At 68.2% G+C, this 18,735-nt stretch carries 15 protein-coding genes and 1 tRNA gene; 5 read left to right on the top strand and 11 right to left on the bottom strand.

Going from position 1 to position 18,735, the window contains the following annotated elements; all coding sequences use genetic code 11:
* Window positions 1-50: 50 nt before the first annotated feature.
* Genes QFZ53_RS17210 through QFZ53_RS17220 form a run of 3 tightly spaced genes read left to right on the top strand, consistent with a single transcriptional unit; the run spans window position 51 to window position 4,536 of the window.
* Window positions 51-1,034 carry an AAA family ATPase gene (locus QFZ53_RS17210; RefSeq protein WP_307298481.1) on the top strand — a complete coding sequence of 328 codons (984 nt, stop codon included), beginning with the start codon at window positions 51-53 and terminating at the stop codon, window positions 1,032-1,034.
* Between the two features lie 12 nt (window positions 1,035-1,046).
* Window positions 1,047-2,237, top strand: a complete 1,191-nt coding sequence (locus QFZ53_RS17215) for a DUF58 domain-containing protein (protein WP_307298483.1) — start codon at window positions 1,047-1,049, stop codon at window positions 2,235-2,237.
* Window positions 2,224-4,536, top strand: coding sequence for a transglutaminase family protein (locus QFZ53_RS17220; protein ID WP_307298485.1), 2,313 nt, complete (start codon window positions 2,224-2,226; stop codon window positions 4,534-4,536). Before QFZ53_RS17215 ends, QFZ53_RS17220 begins: the two co-directional genes overlap by 14 nt.
* Before the next feature lie 36 nt (window positions 4,537-4,572).
* Here the strand turns inward: QFZ53_RS17220 and trhO are convergent, their stop codons facing one another.
* Both trhO and QFZ53_RS17230 read right to left on the bottom strand, forming a co-directional pair.
* Window positions 4,573-5,463 (bottom strand): oxygen-dependent tRNA uridine(34) hydroxylase TrhO, encoded by an 891-nt coding sequence (gene trhO, locus QFZ53_RS17225; RefSeq protein ID WP_307298487.1) that lies wholly within the window; start codon window positions 5,461-5,463, stop codon window positions 4,573-4,575.
* Between the two features lie 9 nt (window positions 5,464-5,472).
* Window positions 5,473-6,258, bottom strand: a complete 786-nt coding sequence (locus QFZ53_RS17230; RefSeq protein ID WP_307298489.1) for a DeoR/GlpR family DNA-binding transcription regulator — start codon at window positions 6,256-6,258, stop codon at window positions 5,473-5,475.
* On the opposite strand from QFZ53_RS17230, the gene QFZ53_RS17235 reads away from it, so the two are divergent.
* Both QFZ53_RS17235 and QFZ53_RS17240 read left to right on the top strand, forming a co-directional pair.
* A complete protein-coding gene (locus QFZ53_RS17235) occupies window positions 6,257-6,613 on the top strand; it encodes a DUF4406 domain-containing protein (RefSeq protein ID WP_307298492.1) in 357 nt (118 codons plus the stop codon). The two genes, QFZ53_RS17230 and QFZ53_RS17235, sit on opposite strands and share 2 nt — an antisense overlap.
* A gap of 53 nt (window positions 6,614-6,666) precedes the next feature.
* Window positions 6,667-6,754, top strand: a tRNA-Ser gene (locus QFZ53_RS17240).
* 263 nt (window positions 6,755-7,017) lie between these two features.
* On the opposite strand, the gene QFZ53_RS17245 is transcribed toward QFZ53_RS17240, so the two are convergent.
* The 9 genes from QFZ53_RS17245 to QFZ53_RS17285 all read right to left on the bottom strand — a co-directional run bounded on the left by QFZ53_RS17245 (window position 7,018) and on the right by QFZ53_RS17285 (window position 18,685).
* Complete coding sequence (locus tag QFZ53_RS17245; protein ID WP_307298494.1) at window positions 7,018-10,041, bottom strand: alpha-mannosidase; 3,024 nt, start codon at window positions 10,039-10,041, stop codon at window positions 7,018-7,020.
* Between the two features lie 44 nt (window positions 10,042-10,085).
* The gene (locus QFZ53_RS17250; RefSeq protein ID WP_307298496.1) at window positions 10,086-10,973 is read right to left on the bottom strand and encodes a carbohydrate ABC transporter permease; all 888 of its coding nucleotides are present in this window, start codon (window positions 10,971-10,973) and stop codon (window positions 10,086-10,088) included.
* A complete protein-coding gene (locus tag QFZ53_RS17255; RefSeq protein ID WP_373426300.1) occupies window positions 10,973-11,902 on the bottom strand; it encodes a carbohydrate ABC transporter permease in 930 nt (309 codons plus the stop codon). Before QFZ53_RS17255 ends, QFZ53_RS17250 begins: the two co-directional genes overlap by 1 nt.
* A 10-nt stretch (window positions 11,903-11,912) precedes the next feature.
* Window positions 11,913-13,265: an extracellular solute-binding protein gene (locus tag QFZ53_RS17260; RefSeq protein WP_292910195.1), complete on the bottom strand. Its 1,353-nt coding sequence runs from the start codon at window positions 13,263-13,265 to the stop codon at window positions 11,913-11,915.
* 143 nt (window positions 13,266-13,408) lie between these two features.
* On the bottom strand, window positions 13,409-14,623 hold the full coding sequence (locus tag QFZ53_RS17265) for an ROK family transcriptional regulator (protein ID WP_307298498.1): 1,215 nt from the start codon (window positions 14,621-14,623) through the stop codon (window positions 13,409-13,411).
* Window positions 14,624-14,738: 115 nt separating this feature from the next.
* Window positions 14,739-15,338, bottom strand: coding sequence for a GNAT family N-acetyltransferase (locus QFZ53_RS17270; protein ID WP_307298500.1), 600 nt, complete (start codon window positions 15,336-15,338; stop codon window positions 14,739-14,741).
* Window position 15,339: 1 nt separating this feature from the next.
* On the bottom strand, window positions 15,340-15,969 hold the full coding sequence (locus QFZ53_RS17275) for a phosphatase PAP2 family protein (RefSeq protein ID WP_307298502.1): 630 nt from the start codon (window positions 15,967-15,969) through the stop codon (window positions 15,340-15,342).
* An 18-nt stretch (window positions 15,970-15,987) separates the two neighbouring features.
* Window positions 15,988-17,346 (bottom strand): multidrug effflux MFS transporter, encoded by a 1,359-nt coding sequence (locus tag QFZ53_RS17280; protein ID WP_373426301.1) that lies wholly within the window; start codon window positions 17,344-17,346, stop codon window positions 15,988-15,990.
* Between the two features lie 184 nt (window positions 17,347-17,530).
* Window positions 17,531-18,685 (bottom strand): cystathionine gamma-synthase, encoded by a 1,155-nt coding sequence (locus QFZ53_RS17285; protein ID WP_307298504.1) that lies wholly within the window; start codon window positions 18,683-18,685, stop codon window positions 17,531-17,533.
* Between the last annotated feature and the right edge of the window lie 50 nt (window positions 18,686-18,735).

Raw genomic sequence — 18,735 nt, forward strand, 5'->3', positions numbered from 1 at the left:
GTTACGATCGGTTCACGCGCGCACCGCTGCGCCCACGCGAGAGGCAACGCATGTCAGAGATCTCCCACTCGTCTCCGATGACGGCCGATCAGTTCGCCGCGCGGACCGACGCGATCGCCGCCTCGATCAGCCAGGTCATCGACGGCAAACCCGAAGCCGTGCGCAGCGCCCTCATCTGCCTGCTCGCCGAAGGGCATCTGCTCATCGAAGACGTGCCGGGCGTCGGCAAGACCATGCTCGCCCGTGCCCTCGCGGCGAGCATCGACGCGACGGTCCGCCGCATCCAGTTCACCCCTGATCTGCTGCCGGGAGACGTGACAGGGGTGAGCGTCTACAACCCCGTCGACCAGGAGTTCGTGTTCAAGCCGGGTGCCGTGTTCGCGCACATCGTGATCGCGGACGAGATCAACCGTTCCTCCCCCAAGACCCAGTCGGCGCTTCTCGAGGCGATGGAAGAGGCCCAGGTCACGGTCGACGGCGCGACCCACATGCTGCCCGAGCCGTTCCTCGTGGTGGCGACTCAGAACCCGCTCGAGATGGAGGGCACCTACGCGCTGCCCGAAGCACAGCGCGACCGTTTCATGATGCGGATCTCGATGGGCTACCCGGATGCCGCTGCCGAGGCCCTCATGATCCGGCAGCGCGACACCGTGAATCCGCTCGCCGGCGTCGCGGCCGTCACCGACGCGGCGTCGGTCTCGGAGCTCATCGCCTTCGCCCGCTCCGTGCACGTCGCCCCGGCGATCGAGGAGTACACGGTCGCTCTCTCGCAGGCGACCAGGGCCGACCCCAGTCTGCACCTCGGCGCGAGCCCCCGAGCCACCCTGCAGTTGATCCGTGCCGCCAAGGTGCGGGCCGCGCTCGACGGCCGCGACTTCGTGATCCCCGACGACGTCTCCTCGCTGCTGATCCCCGTCTTCGCGCACCGTCTGCTTCCGGCGCGGGGTGCACACCGAGCTGGAGCCCAGCCCGTCGAGGCCGCGCTGCGGCAGATCGCGGTGCGCGTGCGAGTCCCGGTCGCCGCACGCGTCTGAAGCGGTCATCTCATGCGACGTCGACGTGCCCTCACCTTCCGAGGCACCGGTGCGCTGCTCGCGGGCATCGGCTGCCTGATCGCGGCCAACCTCATCGGCGCGCCGATCCTCGTCTACGTGGGCATCCTGCTCGTCGCGGTCACGCTGATCGCGTTGCTCGTCGTGCGGCTTCCCCGTCGCAGCGGCAGCGTCGCGCGTCAGATCTCCACCGACCTGCTCACGGTGTCCGAGACCTCGCTGGTGACGGTGCGATTCGACCTGCGAGCGCTGCGGGTCCCCCACGGTCTCTGGCGCGATGTGCTGCCGGACGCTGTGTCGGGTGATGCGGCGGGCGAATACCCGGGCGAGGACGGGCGGCTCAGCTATCCGATCACGGGCGTTCGGCGCGGGGTCTGGGCGATCGGCCCTCTGATGCTGCGGACGGTCGATCCTTTCGGCCTCGCGCAGCGCGAGCAGAGTTTCGGCGAGACGCGCACGATCACCGTCGTGCCTGAGGTCTTCGCCCTCGCCCCGCTGGCCGTCAAGGTGGGCGCCTCGGGCGGCACGGCGCACACGTCGTCGAGCCGACTCGGGCAGGGCAGCGACAACCTCTCCCCGCGTCGCTACGTCTCGGGGGACTCGATGCGCCGCATCCACTGGCGGGCCACTGCGCACCGCGGACAGCTTATGGTCCGGCAGGAGGAAGAGGAGTCCAGCCCCGACGCTCTCGTCATCCTGGATCGGAGCTCCCCTCGTTGGGAGAATCCCGGCGACGACGCGGATCCCGCGTTCGAGGCGGCGGTGTCGCTGTGCGCCTCCGTCGCCGTGCACCTGGTGCAGGAGGGCTACGGCGTCGACGTGATCGACAGCGCGGGCAACGCGCTGGGCACTCTGCGTGGACACGAAGACGACCGCGAAGGGCTGCTCGTGGCGCTCGCGATGGTGTCGCCCCGGGGCGGTGCGCGAGACATCACCACGCTCGTCGGCGGCACGCCACCCGGCCCCCTCGTCTACATCACGGGAGCCCTCGATGAAGACGGCGCCGAGACCCTGCGTCCGGCCGGCGCCGCGGCCGCCATGCTGTTCGCCACGGGGCTCGGCGACGGCGCCGCACAGGCCGCCGCCCGCCGTGGGTGGCGCGTCGCCACACTCGGCGCCGACGTCGCCGACGCCTGGGCCGAAGCCTCTCCCGAGGGGATCGGAGTCGGCGATGTCCCGCACTGACACGATCGCCGAGCCGGCTGCAGAGGCCGCACAGACGCTCGATGCGCTGGTCGCACTGGGCTCGAGTGGACCGCGACGGCGCCGACGGCCGCCCACCCTGAGCTGGCATGGTGATGACGAGCGCCACGAGGCGTTCTTCGCCCCGGCTGTGCTCGCGACGGCATCCGCTCTCGTTGCGCTGTGGCCCTACACCTCGGTGATCTCGCCCGGGACATGGTCGTTCACCGTCCTCTCTGTCGTGCTCACGGTCGCGCTCGTGGGTTTCGGAATGCGCATAGCGCTGCGCTACCGACCCATGTGGGTCCGCGAGCTCTCGGCCCTCGTCGCACAGGTGCTCGCCTCGATCGGCGTGGTGACGCTGCTGGTCGCCGGCGACACCGCCGTGTTCGGACTCGTGCCCACGCCCACCTCCCTGAGGATGTTCGAATCGCTCACCGCGACGGCCTGGGAGCAGGTGGTCTTCGGATCGGCGCCCCTCGACAGCACTCCGGGGCTCCGCCTCCTGATGGGTGCCGGATTCGCGATCCTGACGATCCTGCTCGATCAGCTCATCGCGACACGCGGAGCCGTGCTCGCGAGTCTGCTCGTCGCGGTGGTGGGCGCGGTCCCGATGATCGTGACGCTCGGCGAAGCCAACGTCGTCTGGTTCGTGCTGCTGGCGATCGTCGTGCTCCTCCTGTTCCGCAGCACGGCCCGCCGTCACCCCGATGCACCGCGCCGAGACTCGTCCTTCACCGCCATCGCAGCGGGAGCCGCGGCCGTCGTGGCCGCTCTCGTCGTCGCCCCCGTCGTCCCGGTGTCGGCGACGCTGGCTGGCAGCGGCATTGGCGTCACGGTCGACGCCTCGTTACGCCTGGGTGAAGACCTGCGCCAGCCGAACCCGGTCGAGGTGCTCACGCTCGCAACGAGCGGCAAGACCGCCCCTTACCTGCGCCTGACGACGCTGTCGGACTTCAACGGCCGCACCTGGGTACCCGATCGCGGTGAGCTGCAGTCGACCAGCACCGGCTTCGGCCCTGCGGAATGGGGCGAGGATGTCTCGGTCGCCGAGCAGACCACGTCGATCAGGGTGCTGCGCATGTCGAGCTCGTGGCTGCCGGTGCCGTATCCGGCCACGAGCGTGCAAGGCGTGGGGGCCGCGTGGATGGTGATGCCCGAGAACCGCACGCTCGTCTCGCGCAACGCGGATGCCGTCGGCAACGACTACACGGTCGCGTCCTCGAGCATCACCCCGTCGCTCGAGCAGATCCGGGCACTGTCGGCAGCGGAGACGTCCGCCGCCGACGACGAGGTCGAGCTACCCGAGATCATCGCGCAGACCGCTGCGGAGGTCACGGCCACGGCGACGACGGACTACGACCGGCTGATCGCCATGCAGAGCTGGTTCCGCACGCAGTTCATCTACTCGCTCGACACTCCGGTCGAGGAGGACTTCGACGGCACCGGGGCGCAGGCCGTGGCGAAGTTCCTCGAGGTGCGTTCGGGCTACTGCGTCCACTTCGCCGGAGCGTTCGCGCTCATGGCGCAGAGCCTGGGCATGGAGACCCGCATCGTCGTCGGCTATCTGCCCGGCACACGCACGCAGGAGAAGCGCGGAGACGAGGCCGTCTACTCGGTCTCCAGCGATCAGCTGCACTCCTGGCCCGAGGTGCTGTTCCCCGGCATCGGGTGGGTGCCGTTCGAACCGACCGCGACGCTGGGCACGCCGACGGCCTTCTCTTCCGCCGCGACCTCCGGAGGAACAGGAGGCTCGGCCACGCCCGCGCCGACCACACGGCCCGACGACGAGGAGACCCCGGCTCCCGAGGTCGATCGGAACGACGCCGGCGGCGGCGCGACGGGTGCCGACGGACTGCGGCGTCTGGACCCGACGCCCGTGGTCCTCGGCGGCTTCGGTGTGCTGCTGATCGTCCTGCTGCCGATGCTCATCCGCCTCGCGGTCCGTGCGATGCGGCTCGGACGAGCGCGCCGTGGAGACGCGGGAGCGGCTTGGACCGAGCTGCGTGCGACCTTGATCGACTTGCAGATCGCGGTCTCGGATGCCGATTCGCCGCGTCGACGAGCCCGCGGGCTCGTGACGGAGAACGGCGTTGACGTGCAGGCGATGAAGACGCTGACGGATGCCGTCGAGCGGGCGAGCTACGCGAGATCGGCCGAGCCGGCCGATCTCGCGCCGGCGCTCGGAGACGTGCTGCATCGTCTGCGCGCGAGCGTCGACCGGCCCGCGCGAGTCAGAGCGCTGCTGATGCCGAGGTCACTCGTCGCCGGACGCGCCGGTGACGCTCCTCTGCTGGCCTGACTCCTGTCGCTGTGGTCAGGCCGGCGTGCCCGGTGGTCAGGCGGCGTGCGCGGTGCAGCGCACGGCCTCGCAGGACTCGCATACGACGGCCTGAGTCTGGCACGAAGGATCGGGGCAGTTGGCCGTGCGTTTCGTCGCCGCGCCGCATCCCGCGCACACCCCGATGACGGCGGCATGGTCGGAGAAGTCCATCGAGCGGCGCTTGTCGAAGACGTACAGCGATCCCTCCCACAGGCCGTCGTCGCCGTACTGCTCTCCGTAGCGGACGATGCCGCCCTCGAGCTGGTACACCTCGCCGAACCCCCGGGAGGTCATCAGGCTCGACAGCACCTCGCAGCGGATCCCTCCGGTGCAGTAGGTCACGACGGGCTTGCCTTTGAGGTCGTCGTAGGCCCCGGAATCGAGCAGCGACACGAAGTCGCGCGTGGTCTCGGTATCGGGCACCACCGCGTTGCGGAACCGGCCGATCTGCGCCTCGAGCGCGTTGCGGCCGTCGAAGAAGACCACCTCGTCGCCCCGCTCGTCGATCAGCTCGTGCAGAGCCTCCGGGGTCAGCCGGGTGCCCCCGCCGACGACGCCGTTCTCGTCGACCTGCAGTTCACCCGGTGCGCCGAACGACACGATCTCGTCGCGCACTTTGACGCTGAGCTTGGGGAAGTCGAGGCTGCGGCCCTCGGCATCCACTCCGGTGCCCTCGCTCCACTTGATGTCGGCGTCTTTGAAGGGCGCGTATCCGCGGAACTTGCGCACCCACTTCTTCAGCGTGATCACATCGCCGCCGAGCGTGCCGTTGATCCCGTCCTTCGAGATGAGCAGACGCCCGCGGAGCCCGAGCGATTCGCCGAGGTCGCGCTGCCACAGCCGGATCGCCTCGGGATCGGCGAGCGGGGTGAAGACGTAGAAGAGGATGATCTTGGGTGTTGCCACCCAAGGATTTTACGCGGTGCGCAGTTGTGAGATGAGCGGGTTGCGGTCTTCGCGATCGGTGATGATGCCGGAGACCTCGTCGAGGGAGAGCACGGGGAAGCGCGAGACCGCACCGATCTTCTCCGCGCTGCCGAGCACGTAGGTGTCGGCGCTGCGCGCGGCGAGCGCACGCTTGGTGACCGCATCATCGAGCTCTCCTGTGGTGAGTCCGTGCTCGGGGTGGATGCCGGTGACGCCGACGAAGAGGACGTCAGCGGCGAGCCGGGCTATCGATTCCTGCGCGAGGGCTCCTCCGACGACCGCCGAGTGCCGGCTGAGCTCGCCGCCGATCATGATCACTCGGGCTCTCGAGCTCTCCATCGCGGCGAGCGCGACAGCAGGGCTCGGCGTGAGGACGGTGACGTCGTCTGGGAGCATCCGCGCCATGGTCAGCGTCGTCGTGCCCGCATCCAGGATGATCGTGGATGCCGGCCGGATCAGCGCGACCGCCGCTCGGGCCACACGGTCCTTGCTGTCGGTGGCGATGCCCAGTCGCTGGGCGACGGGCGCGTCTGCCGCGGGCATCGGCAGGGCGCCGCCGTACACGCGGATGCATCGGCCCTCATCGGCGAGTTCGCGCAGATCCCGGCGTATCGAGTCCTCCGAGATGCCGAGGTCGGCGGCGACGGCCTTGGCCACGACTCTGCCGTCGGCGGCGAGCAGAGCCATGAGGTGTTCTTTGCGTTGCGCGCTCAGCATCTCGTTTCTTCCCGTTCTTTCATGTTGTTGCACGGTTAACGCTACAGTGTCCGACATGAACAATCCACTTCTCATTCTCATCGCCGGCCCCTATCGCTCCGGCACCGGCGGAGACCCCGTCGCGATCGCGCGCAACCTCGAGCGCCTCGAGGAAGCGGCGGCGCCTCTGCACCGCCTCGGTCATGTCCCGATGATCGGCGAGTGGGTCGCGTTGCCGACGCTGCGCGGCCTGACACCGGGCGAGACCGGGCAGTCGGACGTCATGTACGACGTCGCGGCCCGACTGCTGCAGCACTGCGACGCGGTACTCAGACTTCCCGGCGCCTCCTCGGGTGCCGACAACGACGTGAAGATCGCCCGCGAGCGCGGCCTGCCCGTGTACTTCTCGCTGGATGAGGTTCCCGCGGCCTAGGCCCATGTCAAAGGACGCCCGGGCGATCGGATAGACTGTTCAGGTTGTTCCTTGGTGACGTGTCCGAGCGGCCGAAGGAGCACGCTTGGAAAGCGTGTGTTGTGCAAGCAACCGCGGGTTCGAATCCCGCCGTCACCGCCAAACGTCAAACGGCCCTCGCGAAGCGGGGGCCGTTTGACGTTTATCTGATGCTGTGGGATTCGGGGAGGACCGAGCGCAGCGAGGACCGGAGTCCCGCCGTCACCGCCAAACAGATGAAGGGTCTCCGCGCCAGCGGGGGCCCTTCATCTGTTTTTTGAGTGCTGGGGAATTCGGGGAGCCCTGAGCGCAGCGAAGAGCGGAGTCCCGCCGTCACCGCTGCACAGATGAAGGGCCCCCGCGCCGACGGAGGCCCTTCGGCTGTGTCAGACCCGCGGCAGTCGCAGCGTCACGAGCTGGAACGGACGCAGCGCCAGCCTGATGCCATCGGCATCCTGACTCGTCAGGGCGGCCCGTTCGATCTTGCGCTCGAGCAGGTCCACCTCGCTGGCGTCACCGCTCGGGAAGCCCACGGTGACAGTCGCCTCGGCACGACGCCCGAGGGCCTCGTACAGTCGGACGACGACGTCGCCGCTGCCGTCTTCGGCGAGCTTGACCGCCTCGACCACAACGCCCGGGTGGTCGATCGAGACGAGAGGCTGCACATCGTCGGCACCCTCGATGCGGCGCTCCGCGAGGTTCGTGCGGTATCCCTCGGCGATCGCGTCGACGAGCTCGCCGCCGATGACGATGCCCACCTCGAGATGGTGCCGGCCCTGGTCCTGCTGCGGATCGGGGAACAGCGCCGCCCTGACGAGCGAGAGCCGCACGGTCGAGTACGTGCCGCCCGTCTCACGCGGGTGCCGGGTGATGTCGTGGCCGTAGGTGGAGTCGTTGGTGACCGCGACGCCGAAGTCGCTCTCCCCCACTCTGACCCACCGATGCGCCACGGTCTCGAAGCGCGCAGCATCCCACGAGGTGTTCGTGTGGGTCGGACGCACGATGTGCCCGAACTGGATCTCGGAGGCGGCGTGATCGGTGTGCACGTCGACGGGCACGCTGAGCTTGAGCAGCTTCTGCCGCTCGTGCCAGTCGATGTCGACGGCGAGCTTCAAGGTCCGCGACCCCTCATCGAGGCGGATGCTGTGCACCAGCGTCGATGCTCCGAATGAGCGCGAGATCACCACGGCCCCGTCGACGACCTCCATGACGTCCACGTCGAGGAGATCGGTGACGTTGCGGCGGTAGTGCTCGTCGATGTCCCAGGCGTCCCACTGCGTCGGGGTGTCCCGGTGCAGCTGGAAGACACCGGCGCTCTGCCCTGCGGGCACGACCTCGCGGCCGCTCGCCAGGTCGACGATCGACGTCAGCGCACCCCGCGCGTCGATCGTCGCGCGCACGAGCCCGTTGTCGAGCACGAACCCGCCGTCCACGGCGACCGGTTCGACGGGAGCGACGGCATCCGCCTCGCCGATCGCCAAGGCGCCGACCGCGGCATGCCGGTGCGGGGCCGCATTGGCCACGAGGCTGCGCGTGCCCTCGCCGACCAGCGCGAGCAGCGAGTCGGTGATGATCTGCTCGAGCTCTGCGGCGATCGCCGCGTAGTTGCGTTCGGCATCCTGATGGACCCAGGCGATCGACGACCCCGGCAGGATGTCGTGGAACTGCTGGAGGAGCACGAGCTGCCAGAGGCGCTTGAGCTGCTCGGCCGGGTAGGCGCGTCCGGTTCGGACCGACGCCGTGGCGGCCCAGAGCTCGGCCTCGCGGAGCAGATGCTCGCTGCGACGGTTGCCCTGCTTGGTGCCCAGCTGGCTCGTGTAGGTGCCGCGGTGGAACTCGAGGTACAGCTCACCGCTCCACACCTCGGGCGACGGGTACTCGGTCTCAGCCTGCTCGAAGAACGCCCGCGGCGTGGAGTGCCGGGCGATCGGCGATCCTTCCAGCGACGCCGCGCGCTCGACCTGCGCAGCCATCTCTCGGGTCGGCCCGCCCCCGCCGTCGCCGTAGCCGTACGGCAGCAGCGAGAGCCGGGCACGTCCCTTGTCCTGGAAGTTCCGCTGCGCGTGCGCGAGATCGGCCTGCGACGCATCGGAGTTGTACTTGTCCACCGGAGGGAAGTGCGTGAACACGCGCGTGCCGTCGAGTCCCTCCCAGAGGAACGTGTGGTGCGGCATCCGGTTCGTCTCATTCCAGGAGATCTTCTGGGTGAGGAACCACTTCGATCCTGAGGCCTTGATGATCTGCGGAAGAGCACCGCTGTACCCGAAGGAGTCGGGCAGCCAGACCTCAGGGGTGTCGATCCCGAACTCTCGGAGGAAGAACCCCTTCCCCTCGACGAGCTGACGAGCGAGGGCTTCGGAGCCCACCATGTTCGTGTCCGACTCGACCCACATGCCGCCGACCGGAACGAAGCGTCCTTCGCGCACGCGCTCGACCAGACGCTCCCAGATCTCCGGGTAGCGCTCCTTGATCCAGGCGAACTGCTGCGCTGACGAACTGGCGAACACGACGTCGGGGTTCTCGTCCATCAGCGAGAGCACGTTCGAGAAGGTCCGCGACACCTTGCGGGCCGTCTCGCGCACAGGCCACAGCCAGGCCGAGTCGATATGCGCGTGACCGACGGCATGCAGCACATGTGCGCTCGCATGTGCTGGGCTCGCCAGCACCGCCCGCAGCGCCTCGCGACCCTCTGCCGCCGTGCCCGCGACGTCATGCGGGTCGACGAGGTCGATCATCCGATCCAGCGCCTGCACGATCTCCGCCCGTCGTGGAGACGAGGCATCCAGTTCGGCCACGAGTCCGCGCAGGATCACGGTGTCGTCGAGCAGGGACTCGACGGTCAGGTCGCGCAGGGCCACATCGACGACGCGGAGCACGTAGACCGGATCGACACCGGCGGTCTCGGGGTCGCCGAGGTCGGTGGGGTCGAACGTGAAGATGCTGCCCACGTCGGGGTTGGAGGCCGCCTCGAGCAGCACGTCGATGCGGCCGTCCGGCTGGACCGCCGCGGCCACCGTGTTGTTGAACGGCGAGATGCCCTTGATCGGATTCCCGTCGAGACCCCAGACGAGAGCCTCGGCCTGGAAGCCGCTCTGTCCGGCCGTGAAGCCGAGGTCCACGACGAGCTCTGCCCGGGTGCCGTCGGGAAGATCGCCGGATGCCGTGCGCCACTCGGTCGGGATCTCCCCGCTGACACGGAACCAGGTCGTACCCCAGGGGCGCCCCCACGGGGCTCCGACTGCGGTGGGCGCGTAGTCAGCCCGGAGTGCATCGGCGAAGGGCACCGGCTCCCCCGGCACCTCCCAGGCGCGAACCTCGAGCGGGTGGCTCAGCCGGTGACGCGCCGGACGGAGGCGCTCGCGGATGAATCGGTCGATGCGCATCTCGATGAGCGCGGTGCGGTCGTGCATGTGTGGTGCTTTCTGGATCGTGGGGTTGTGCGCGGAGGTGAGGATCAGCCCTTGACGCCGCCGGCCAGCGCGAAGCTGCTGCCGGAGAGGCGCTGCACGAGCAGGTACAGGACGAGGATCGGCACGGAGTACAAGGTGGCGAACGCGGCGAGCTGCCCGTAGGCGACGGCGCCGTGGTTGCCGAAGAACGTGAAGATCGCGACGGCCGCCGGCATCTTCTCCGAGCTGAACAGCAGGACGAACGGGACGAAGAAGTTCCCCCACGCCTGTGTGAACACGAAGATGAAGACGACGCTGATGCCGGGGCGCATGAGCGGCAGGACGATGGTCCACAGCGCCCGCATGGCGGAGGCTCCGTCGACCCATGCGGCCTCCTCGAGCGAGACCGGCACCGAGTCCATGAAGTTCTTCAGCATCCAGATCGCCATGGGCAACGACGTCGCGGCCATGAAGAGGATCACGCTGACCTGCGAGTCGAGCATCTTCAACTGCACGAAGAGTGCGTACACCGGCACCATCATGGCCGTGATCGGCAGGCACGAGCCGAACAGGACCGAGTACATGAAGCCGCGCTGGAAGCGCGAGTTGTGCCGCGAGAGCGGATACGCGGCGAGCACGCCGACGACGACGGTGATGAGGGCCGTGCCGAACGAGATCAGCGCCGAGTTCCACAGCGGCAGCAGCGTCATGGACCAGTCGAACACCGAGACGAAGTTGTCGAAGGTGAGGCTCTCCGGCACCGAGATCGACACCGTGGCCGACGGGGACACCGCAGAGAACACGATCCACGCGATCGGCACGAGGAACACGATCCCGATCACGATCAGGACGGTGTTGGCGAGCCACGTCGAGCGGCGCTTCGCGGGAGAGGCGACGGAGATCCGCTGGCCGCGCCCGACGACGGGGCGGACGAGTGCTTCAGTGGCGGTCATCAGTCGACCTCCGGCTTGAGGATGCGGATGTAGAAGATCGCGAAGATCGCGCCGAGCACGAGAGTCACCGCGGCGATCGCCGTGCCGTAGCCGATCTGGGAGTACTGGAACGCCTCCTGATAGGCGAGGACGGGAAGGGTCGAACTCGATACGCCCGGCCCTCCCTTGGTCATCACCCAGATGAGACCGAAGGTCCCGAGCGTCTGCAAGGTGGTGAGCATCAGGTTCGTCGAGATCGAGCGGCGGATCATCGGGATGGTGATGAGGAAGAAGCGCTGGGCGGCGTTCGCGCCGTCGATCTGCGCGGCCTCCATTACCTCGGGCGGCACCTCGTTGAGAGCGGCTCCGTAGACGAGCATCGAGAAGGCTGTGCCCCGCCAGACGTTGGCGAGGATGACGGCGAACATCGGGTACTCGATGAGCCAGCTCACCGCAGGGATACCGACGGCCTCCAGCAGCGCGTTGAGCGTCCCGTCCTTCGAGAAGTAGGCGTAGAGGGCGAAAGCGGCGACGATCTCGGGCATCACCCAGGCGACGACGACGAGCGCGCCGACGACGCTGTTGACCGACTTCGAGCCGATGCGCATGAGCGCGGCGACGCCGAGGCCCAGCACGTTCTGACCGATGATCGCGGAGAACAGCACGAAGACGACCGTGAGAACCAGCGCCGTCCAGAAATTCGGGTCGGTGAACAGCGAGAAGTAGTTCTCGAGTCCGACGAACTCGGGCTTCGCCGCCCGATAGCCCGTGAGGGCTCGGTTGGTCAGCGAGCCCCAGATCGCATAGATGATCGGCCCGAGCAGGAACACGACCAGCAGCACCACGGCGGGCAGCAGCGGGACGGAGCGCATCAGGTCGCGGAAGCGGGCGCGCCGCCCGGGCCCGGTATGCACCGGGACCGGGCTGCGCGTTGCGGAGGCGGAGGTCACTGCGGGTTTCCTACTCGACCTTGTCCGTGCCGACGATCTGGGTGAGCGCATCGTCGTAGGTCTTCGCCGCGTCCTCGGGTGTGGCTTCTCCGGTGATCACCGATTCGGTCGCCTGCTGAAGCGCGCTGGTGATCTGCGAGTAGTCCGGTGTGGTCGGACGGAAATGCGTGTACTTCACGAGGTCGGAGAAGAACGCGAACGTCGGGTTGTACGAGAGGTACGCGTCGTCGGTCGCGACGTCCTCCCGGACGGCGATCTGACTGTTCTCCGTGTCGTACTTGAGGGAGTTCTCCTGGTTCAGCGCCATCGCGATGAAGTCGAAGGACGTCTGCGGATGCTTCGTCTGAGAGCCGACCGCGAGAGTCCAGCCCCCGGACATCGACGTGTAGCCGGGGTCGCCGCCGTCCTGCGTCGGCATCTTGGCGAGACCGATCTTGTCCTCCCAGCCGTCCCAGGCGCCGTCGCCGCTGATCCAGCCGCCGGGCAGCCACGATCCGTCGATCGCCATGGCGAGCTTCCCCTCGGGCAGCAGCTCGGTGGAGACGCGACTGCCGATGGTCGCGTCGAGGGCGAGATCGAGCGGAGTCGCCAGATCGTTCTTGTAGAGCGTGTCGTAGAAGCCGAAAGCGTCTGTAAGGCCCTTGGAGCCCACGGCCCACTTGTCGGAGTCGGCGTCGTACAGGGTGGACTCGGTGCCGTAGAGCAGCATCTCGAGCCCCTGCATCGACGTCTGCTCACCGGCGCTCTTGCTGCCGTAGATGTTCAGCGGGATCAGGTCGGCGTTGTACGCCTTCACCGCTTCGGCGGCGTCGAGGATGTCCTGCCACGAGGTGGGCTGCCAGTCTGCGGGGAGTCCTGCCGCGGCGAAGATCTCCTTGTTGTAATAGATCGCGCGGGTGTCGGTGCCCATCGAGACGCCGTAGGTGCTGCCGTCTCCACCGAGCCCCGCCTCCTTGGCGGCGTCGTAGAACTGGTCCCAGTCGTCCCAGTCGGCGAGGTAGTCGTCGATCGGGAGCAGATAGCCGGCGGCGGCGTCGGAGCGCAGCTGGAACGTGTCCTCGTAGATCACGTCGGGTGCGGTGTCGGGCGAACCGTTCATCAGGGCGAGCTTCGTGAAGTACTCGTCCTCGGACTCGATCGGCTGGAGCTTCACCGTCACACCGGGGTTGGCGGCCTCGAACTCGGGTTTGACCTTCTGGAAGAGGTCGTCGAGCTGGTGGAACGCGGACGTCATCTGATAGGCGACCGTGATGGTGCGGTCTCCGCTGTCGGACGTCTCCGCGTCCCCGGACGCGCTGCATCCCGAGAGGACGACCGCGCCGACGGCGATCGCGCCGATGGCGGCGAGTGGCTTCGTTCGCATCTGCTTTGCTCCTTTGCATGCGGACCTCGCTGTTGAGGCCCTCAGACGGATAATCCTATCAAATGGGATAAATAGGTCGATACGACCCTATAACAGTTCCGTCACAGAACGCTATGCCGTTCGGCGATGACGGCAGACCGCCGTCAGTGGCTGATCATGAGCCGCGACGCCCGCGCGGTGAGCGCGTCATCGAGTACGAGGCAGGCGGCCCCCACAGCGGCGGAGTCCGCGCCGATCTGCGAAGGGCGCAGAAGCACGGGCTCCGTGGAGGTGCTCACCGCGGTGGTGTGCACCCAGTGGTCCAGCACTGGGAAAAGCCGCTCACCGAGCCTCGACCACGCGGGACCCCCCAGGACGACGATGCCGAGATCGAGGAGGTTGTTCACCTCGACGATCGCCGTCGCGAGATGCCTCCCTGCGCGCTCCAAGGCCGCAAGCACTCCCCCGTCGCCGGCGGCGGCCAAGGACGACAGCAGCTCGAGCTGCCTCCGCGCATCTCCCATGTCGCTCGGCGGAGTCGCCCGCTCCGCCTGGGCAAGGAGCATCCGCGGTTCCATGATCACTCCGATGCAGCCGCGCGATCCGCAGGTGCAGACCGGCCCCTCGGGGTCGACGACGATGTGCGCGATATTGCCGGCGTTGCCAGTCCTGCCGTGCACCGGCGCCCCCGAGACGGAGAGCCCGAGCCCGAGTCCGGCGCCGTAGTAGAGGAACATCGCGTCGGCGAGCTCTTGCCCTGCATCGAACCACTGCTCCCCGACGACGGTCGCCACGACGTCTTTCTCGAGCAGCGTCGGCAGCCCGCTGACCCTTTCCAGCTCCTTGCGCACCGACACGTTGTGCCAGGCGGGCAGGAGCGGCGGATTCAGCAGGCGACCCGCGTCACGGTCGAACGGCCCCGGTGCCGCCACACCGATCCCGAGCACGCGCTCGGCGGGAAGGCGCGCCTCGACGATGAGTTGTCGGACGCTGTCTCCCAGACGGCCCACCAGTTCATCCGGCGACGCATCGGCGCCCCCGGGGGTCTGCTCGGTCCGAGCGACCACAGCGCCGGCGGCATCCACCACCACCACGGTGTCGACGGCCGGATCGAGATGCACGCCGACCGCGTAGCGCGAATCCGACCGCAGCGCGAGGAGCGTCCGGGGCTTTCCGGGCCCGGAGATGACCTTGCCGGTCTCCTCGATCAGCCCCTCGTTGGCGAGTCGGCGCGTGACATTGCTGAGCGTCTGCGTCGACAGGCCCGTGCGTTCGGCGAGTTCGCTGCGGCTGAGCCCTTCCTCGGACCGGCGAATGAGGTCGAAGACGAGCGCCTGGTTGTAGACGCCGACAGCAGGGAGGTTCGACCCACGCTGCATATCCCGCTCCTCACCCGTGCGCCTCCATCGGCGCGTTGATGTTCATGATCGCCGCGCAGCACGGCAACGGTCAAACCCGGCCCGCGAGTTCGGGTCCGCAATGGACGCCGGCAGATCAGCCGAACGCGACACCGTAGCTCTTTCCGCCCGGCGCCGTTGGCAGCTCCACCATTCCCAACCGCTCGTAGAAGGCCGCGGCCCCCGTGTTGTCGGGATCCATGCCGAGGTGCAGCCCTGGCACTCCCCGTCGCTCGAGCTCGGCGAACAACGTCTCGATCAGCCGGCGCCCGAGCCCCTGACCCTGCGTCTCCGGGAGCAGATCGATATGCAGGTGCGCCGGATAGGCCGCCGTGTTCTGATCCGCTCCGGGACCGCGGGTGTAGCCGTACTCGATCATGCGCTCCTCGCGCGTGCGGGCCTCGGCCGGCCGTGGATATCGCGCGTGGAATGCGGGCCACCACTCGTCGCGGAACCACGTGTAGAACGCGTCGGTGTCCTCCGTCGCGACGATGTAGCCGATCGCCCGTCCGTCGTCGGCCTCGACGATCCACGCGAGATCGGGGTGGCGTTCGACGTACGGCACCGCGAAGAGATCCCCCCACAAGGAGTCGTCGGAGAGGATGCCGGTGGCATCCTCTCCGGCATCGGCCGTCTTGAGACAGATCTCGTACATGGCGGCTCGATCACTCGGGCGATAGGGACGGATGATCGGCATCTCAAGCTCCTCGGGGCTGTGACGAAGTACGGATGCCGCGCACCCACGGCAGCATGCCGGCGGCCAGGAGCAGCACCACGGCCGAGCCGACGAGTGCACCCCCGAGAGTGTCTGTGGCCCAGTGCACCGACAAGAACGTGCGCGACAGGGCCATCGCGATGATCCACACGGCACCGGCGACGGCCGTCCACACCCGGGGGAACAGGACCCAGACGACGAGGGCGATCGTCGCAGCGTTCGCTGTATGCCCCGAGGGGAATGATCCGAAATCGCTCACCACGATCATGTCGTCAGGACGCGCGCGGCCGAACAGGTGCTTGAGGATCTGCACGGCCCCTGCGCTGGCCGCGAAGCAGATCGCCGCGAACACGGCCGCGCGCCAGCGCCCGGCGAGGAGCAGAATCGTGATGGCGAGCAGAGGAACCCCGAGGATCGCGATCCATCCGCCTCCGATCGCATTGAGCACCAGGGCGAAGTGCACCATGGCGTCAGCGCGATGGGCGGACACGAACTCGTTCCACCATGCGTCGAAGGCGGGCGGCTCGGAGAAGCCGAACACGATCAACGCGCCCAGCACCACCGAGGCGGTGAGCAGACCGGCCCCCCAGCCCCATAGCATCCGTCGTCTCATCGCTCCATTCTCCCTATTTCAGGGTGCGAGCATGCCGACCGTGCGCGGACGCACGATCAGCCACAGGGACAGCAGGCCGATCACGGCACAGCCCACCATGACCGAGGCCATGGTGGTCGCGGTGATACCGGCGCCCTTCGAGATCCAGCCGACCACGGGCGAGATGAGGCCGGCGACGCCGAAGTTCGTCGCTCCGATGACGGAGGCCGCGGTGCCCGCCGCTTTGCCGTGGCGGTCGAGGGCGAGCACCTGCACGTTGGGGAACGTGAAGCCGCACGCCGTCATGAACACGAACAGCGGGATGACGGTGCCCCACAGTCCGAGGCCCAGCTGATCGGTGACGATGATGGCGACGCCCGCGAGCAGCAGGACGGCGGTCGAGTAGGCCATGACCCATTGCGGGCCGAAGCGCGCCGCGAGCCGCGAGGCGAACTGCACGCCGGTGACGACGCCGAGGGAGTTCACGGCGAACAGCAGGCCGTACTGCTGGGCGTCGAGTCCGTGCGTCTGCTGGAACAGGAACGGCGAGGCCGACAAGTACGAGAACAGTCCGGAGAAGGTCATGCCGCCGATGATCAGCACGCCGATGAAGACGCGATCCGAGAACACCGAGCGGTACCGCTGCAGGACCGTGGCCCCGCCCTTGTCCTGCCGTCGAGCGGCGGGGAGGGTCTCGGGGATGAACACGATCGTCGAGATCAGCATGATCACGCCGTAGACGGCGAGGAACACGAAGATCCCTCGCCACGGCATGAGCGTCAGCAGCCACGAGCCGATCAGCGGCGCCGCCACCGGCGCGACGCCGGAGACCAGGGCGAGGCGCGAGAGCATCACGACCAGCCGGCGGCCGCCGAAGAGATCGCGGACGACGGCCATCGCCACGACACCGCCGGCTGCGGCGCCGACGCCCATGAGCACGCGTGCTCCGCTGAGCAGCGGCAGCGTCGGCGCGAGGGCGGCTGCAACGCTCGCCAGGACGTGCAGGGCCGTCACGACGATGAGCGGAATGCGCCGCCCGACCTTGTCGCTCAAGGGGCCCACGACGAGCTGGCCGAGGGCGAAGCCGATCATGGTTCCGGTCAGGGTCAGCTGGATCGCCGCCGCCGAGGTGTCGAAGTCCTTCTCGAGCACCGGGAACGCCGGAAGGTAGAGGTCGATCGTGAACGGGCCGAGAGCTGTGAGCGCGCCCAGCAGCACGATGTAGAGGATGCGGCGCCCGTTCGAGATCGAGTCGCCGGGGTGCAGCATGATCGGCGCGGTCGCGGGGTTCGAGCCGAGAGTGCGGATCGCGCCGGTCGCCGAGGGCACGCGGATGCTGCCGGTGGCAGTGCGTTCGGGAACGGTCAGGAGGGGATCGGTCGTGGGCGCGTCAGACACAAAGAGCTTTCAGAAGAGGAGCGGATGCCGTCGAATCGATTCGACTGAAGCATCCATGTTACCGCGATCGTACGACCTCACATGCGCCGGTCTGACAGATGTCGGCTCAGAAGACAGATGTCGGCCGAGATGACGGATGCCGACCGACATCCGTATTCTCGGCCGACATCCGTATCGGCGCAGCTCAGCGCGTGATCTTCGCGAGTCCCTGCTCGACGTCGGCGATCAGATCGTCGACGTCTTCGATGCCGACCGAGAGGCGCACGACGTTCTCGGGCACGGCGAGTTCGGTGCCGCGCACCGAGGCGTGCGTCATGTCAGAGGGGTAGCCGATGAGCGACTCCACTCCCCCGAGCGACTCGGCGAGCTGGAACAGCTCGGTCGACTCCGCGAAACCGCGCGCGGCATCCGCTCCTCCGGCCAGAGCGAGCGAGAGCATCCCGCCGAATCCGCTCATCTGGCGGGCGGCGATCTCGTGACCGGGGTGTGAGGCGAGCCCCGGATAGTAGACGCGCTCGAACTCCGGGCGCCCCTCGGCCCACTCGGCGATCGCCTGTGCGTTCGCGGAGTGCTGGCGCACCCGTACCGCGAGAGTCTTGATGCCACGGGTCGTGAGCCATGCGTCCATGGGCGCCGACACGGCGCCCACCGCGAACTGCTGGAACTTGACCTGCTCGTACAGACTGTCGTCGCCGAACACCACGGCGCCGCCGAGCACGTCGGAGTGTCCGCCGAGGTACTTCGTCGTCGAGTGCACGATGAGATCGGCGCCCAGCGCGAGCGGCTGCTGCAGCGCCGGCGAGGCGAAGGTGTTGTCGACCACGAGCACGGCCCCGGCGGCCTGGACGATCTCGGCGATGGCCGCGATGTCGACGATCTTCAGAAGCGGGTTGCTCGGGGTCTCGACCCAGACGATCTTCGTCTCGGGCCGGATCGCCGCGCGCAGCGCGTCGGCATCCGACATCTCCACGGTCGTCGTCGCGACTCCCCACGGTGCGAACACCCGGGTGAGGAGACGGTAGGTGCCGCCGTAGGCGTCGTTGCCGATCACGACATGGTCGCCGGGCTTCAGGATGCCGCGCAGCAGCGCGTCTTCGGCCGCGAGCCCCGAGGCGAACGACAGTGCGTTCTCGGCGCCTTCGAGCGCCGCGAGCTGCGTCTCGAGCGACGACCGCGTCGGGTTGCCCCCGCGGTTGTACTCGAAGCCGTTGCGGAACCCGCCGATGCCGTCCTGCACATGCGTGGAGGCCTGGTGGATCGGCGGAATGATCGAACCCGTTGTGGGGTCTGGCGCCTGCCCGGCGTGGATGGCTCGGGTGGCGAATGCGTGATCGGACATGTCTTTCAGACTACGTCCGCACCCGCCACCCGAGATCCAGGGTTACGCCG

The sequence above is a fragment of the Microbacterium natoriense genome (genome assembly GCF_030816295.1).
GTDB classification, from domain to species: domain Bacteria; phylum Actinomycetota; class Actinomycetes; order Actinomycetales; family Microbacteriaceae; genus Microbacterium; species Microbacterium natoriense_A.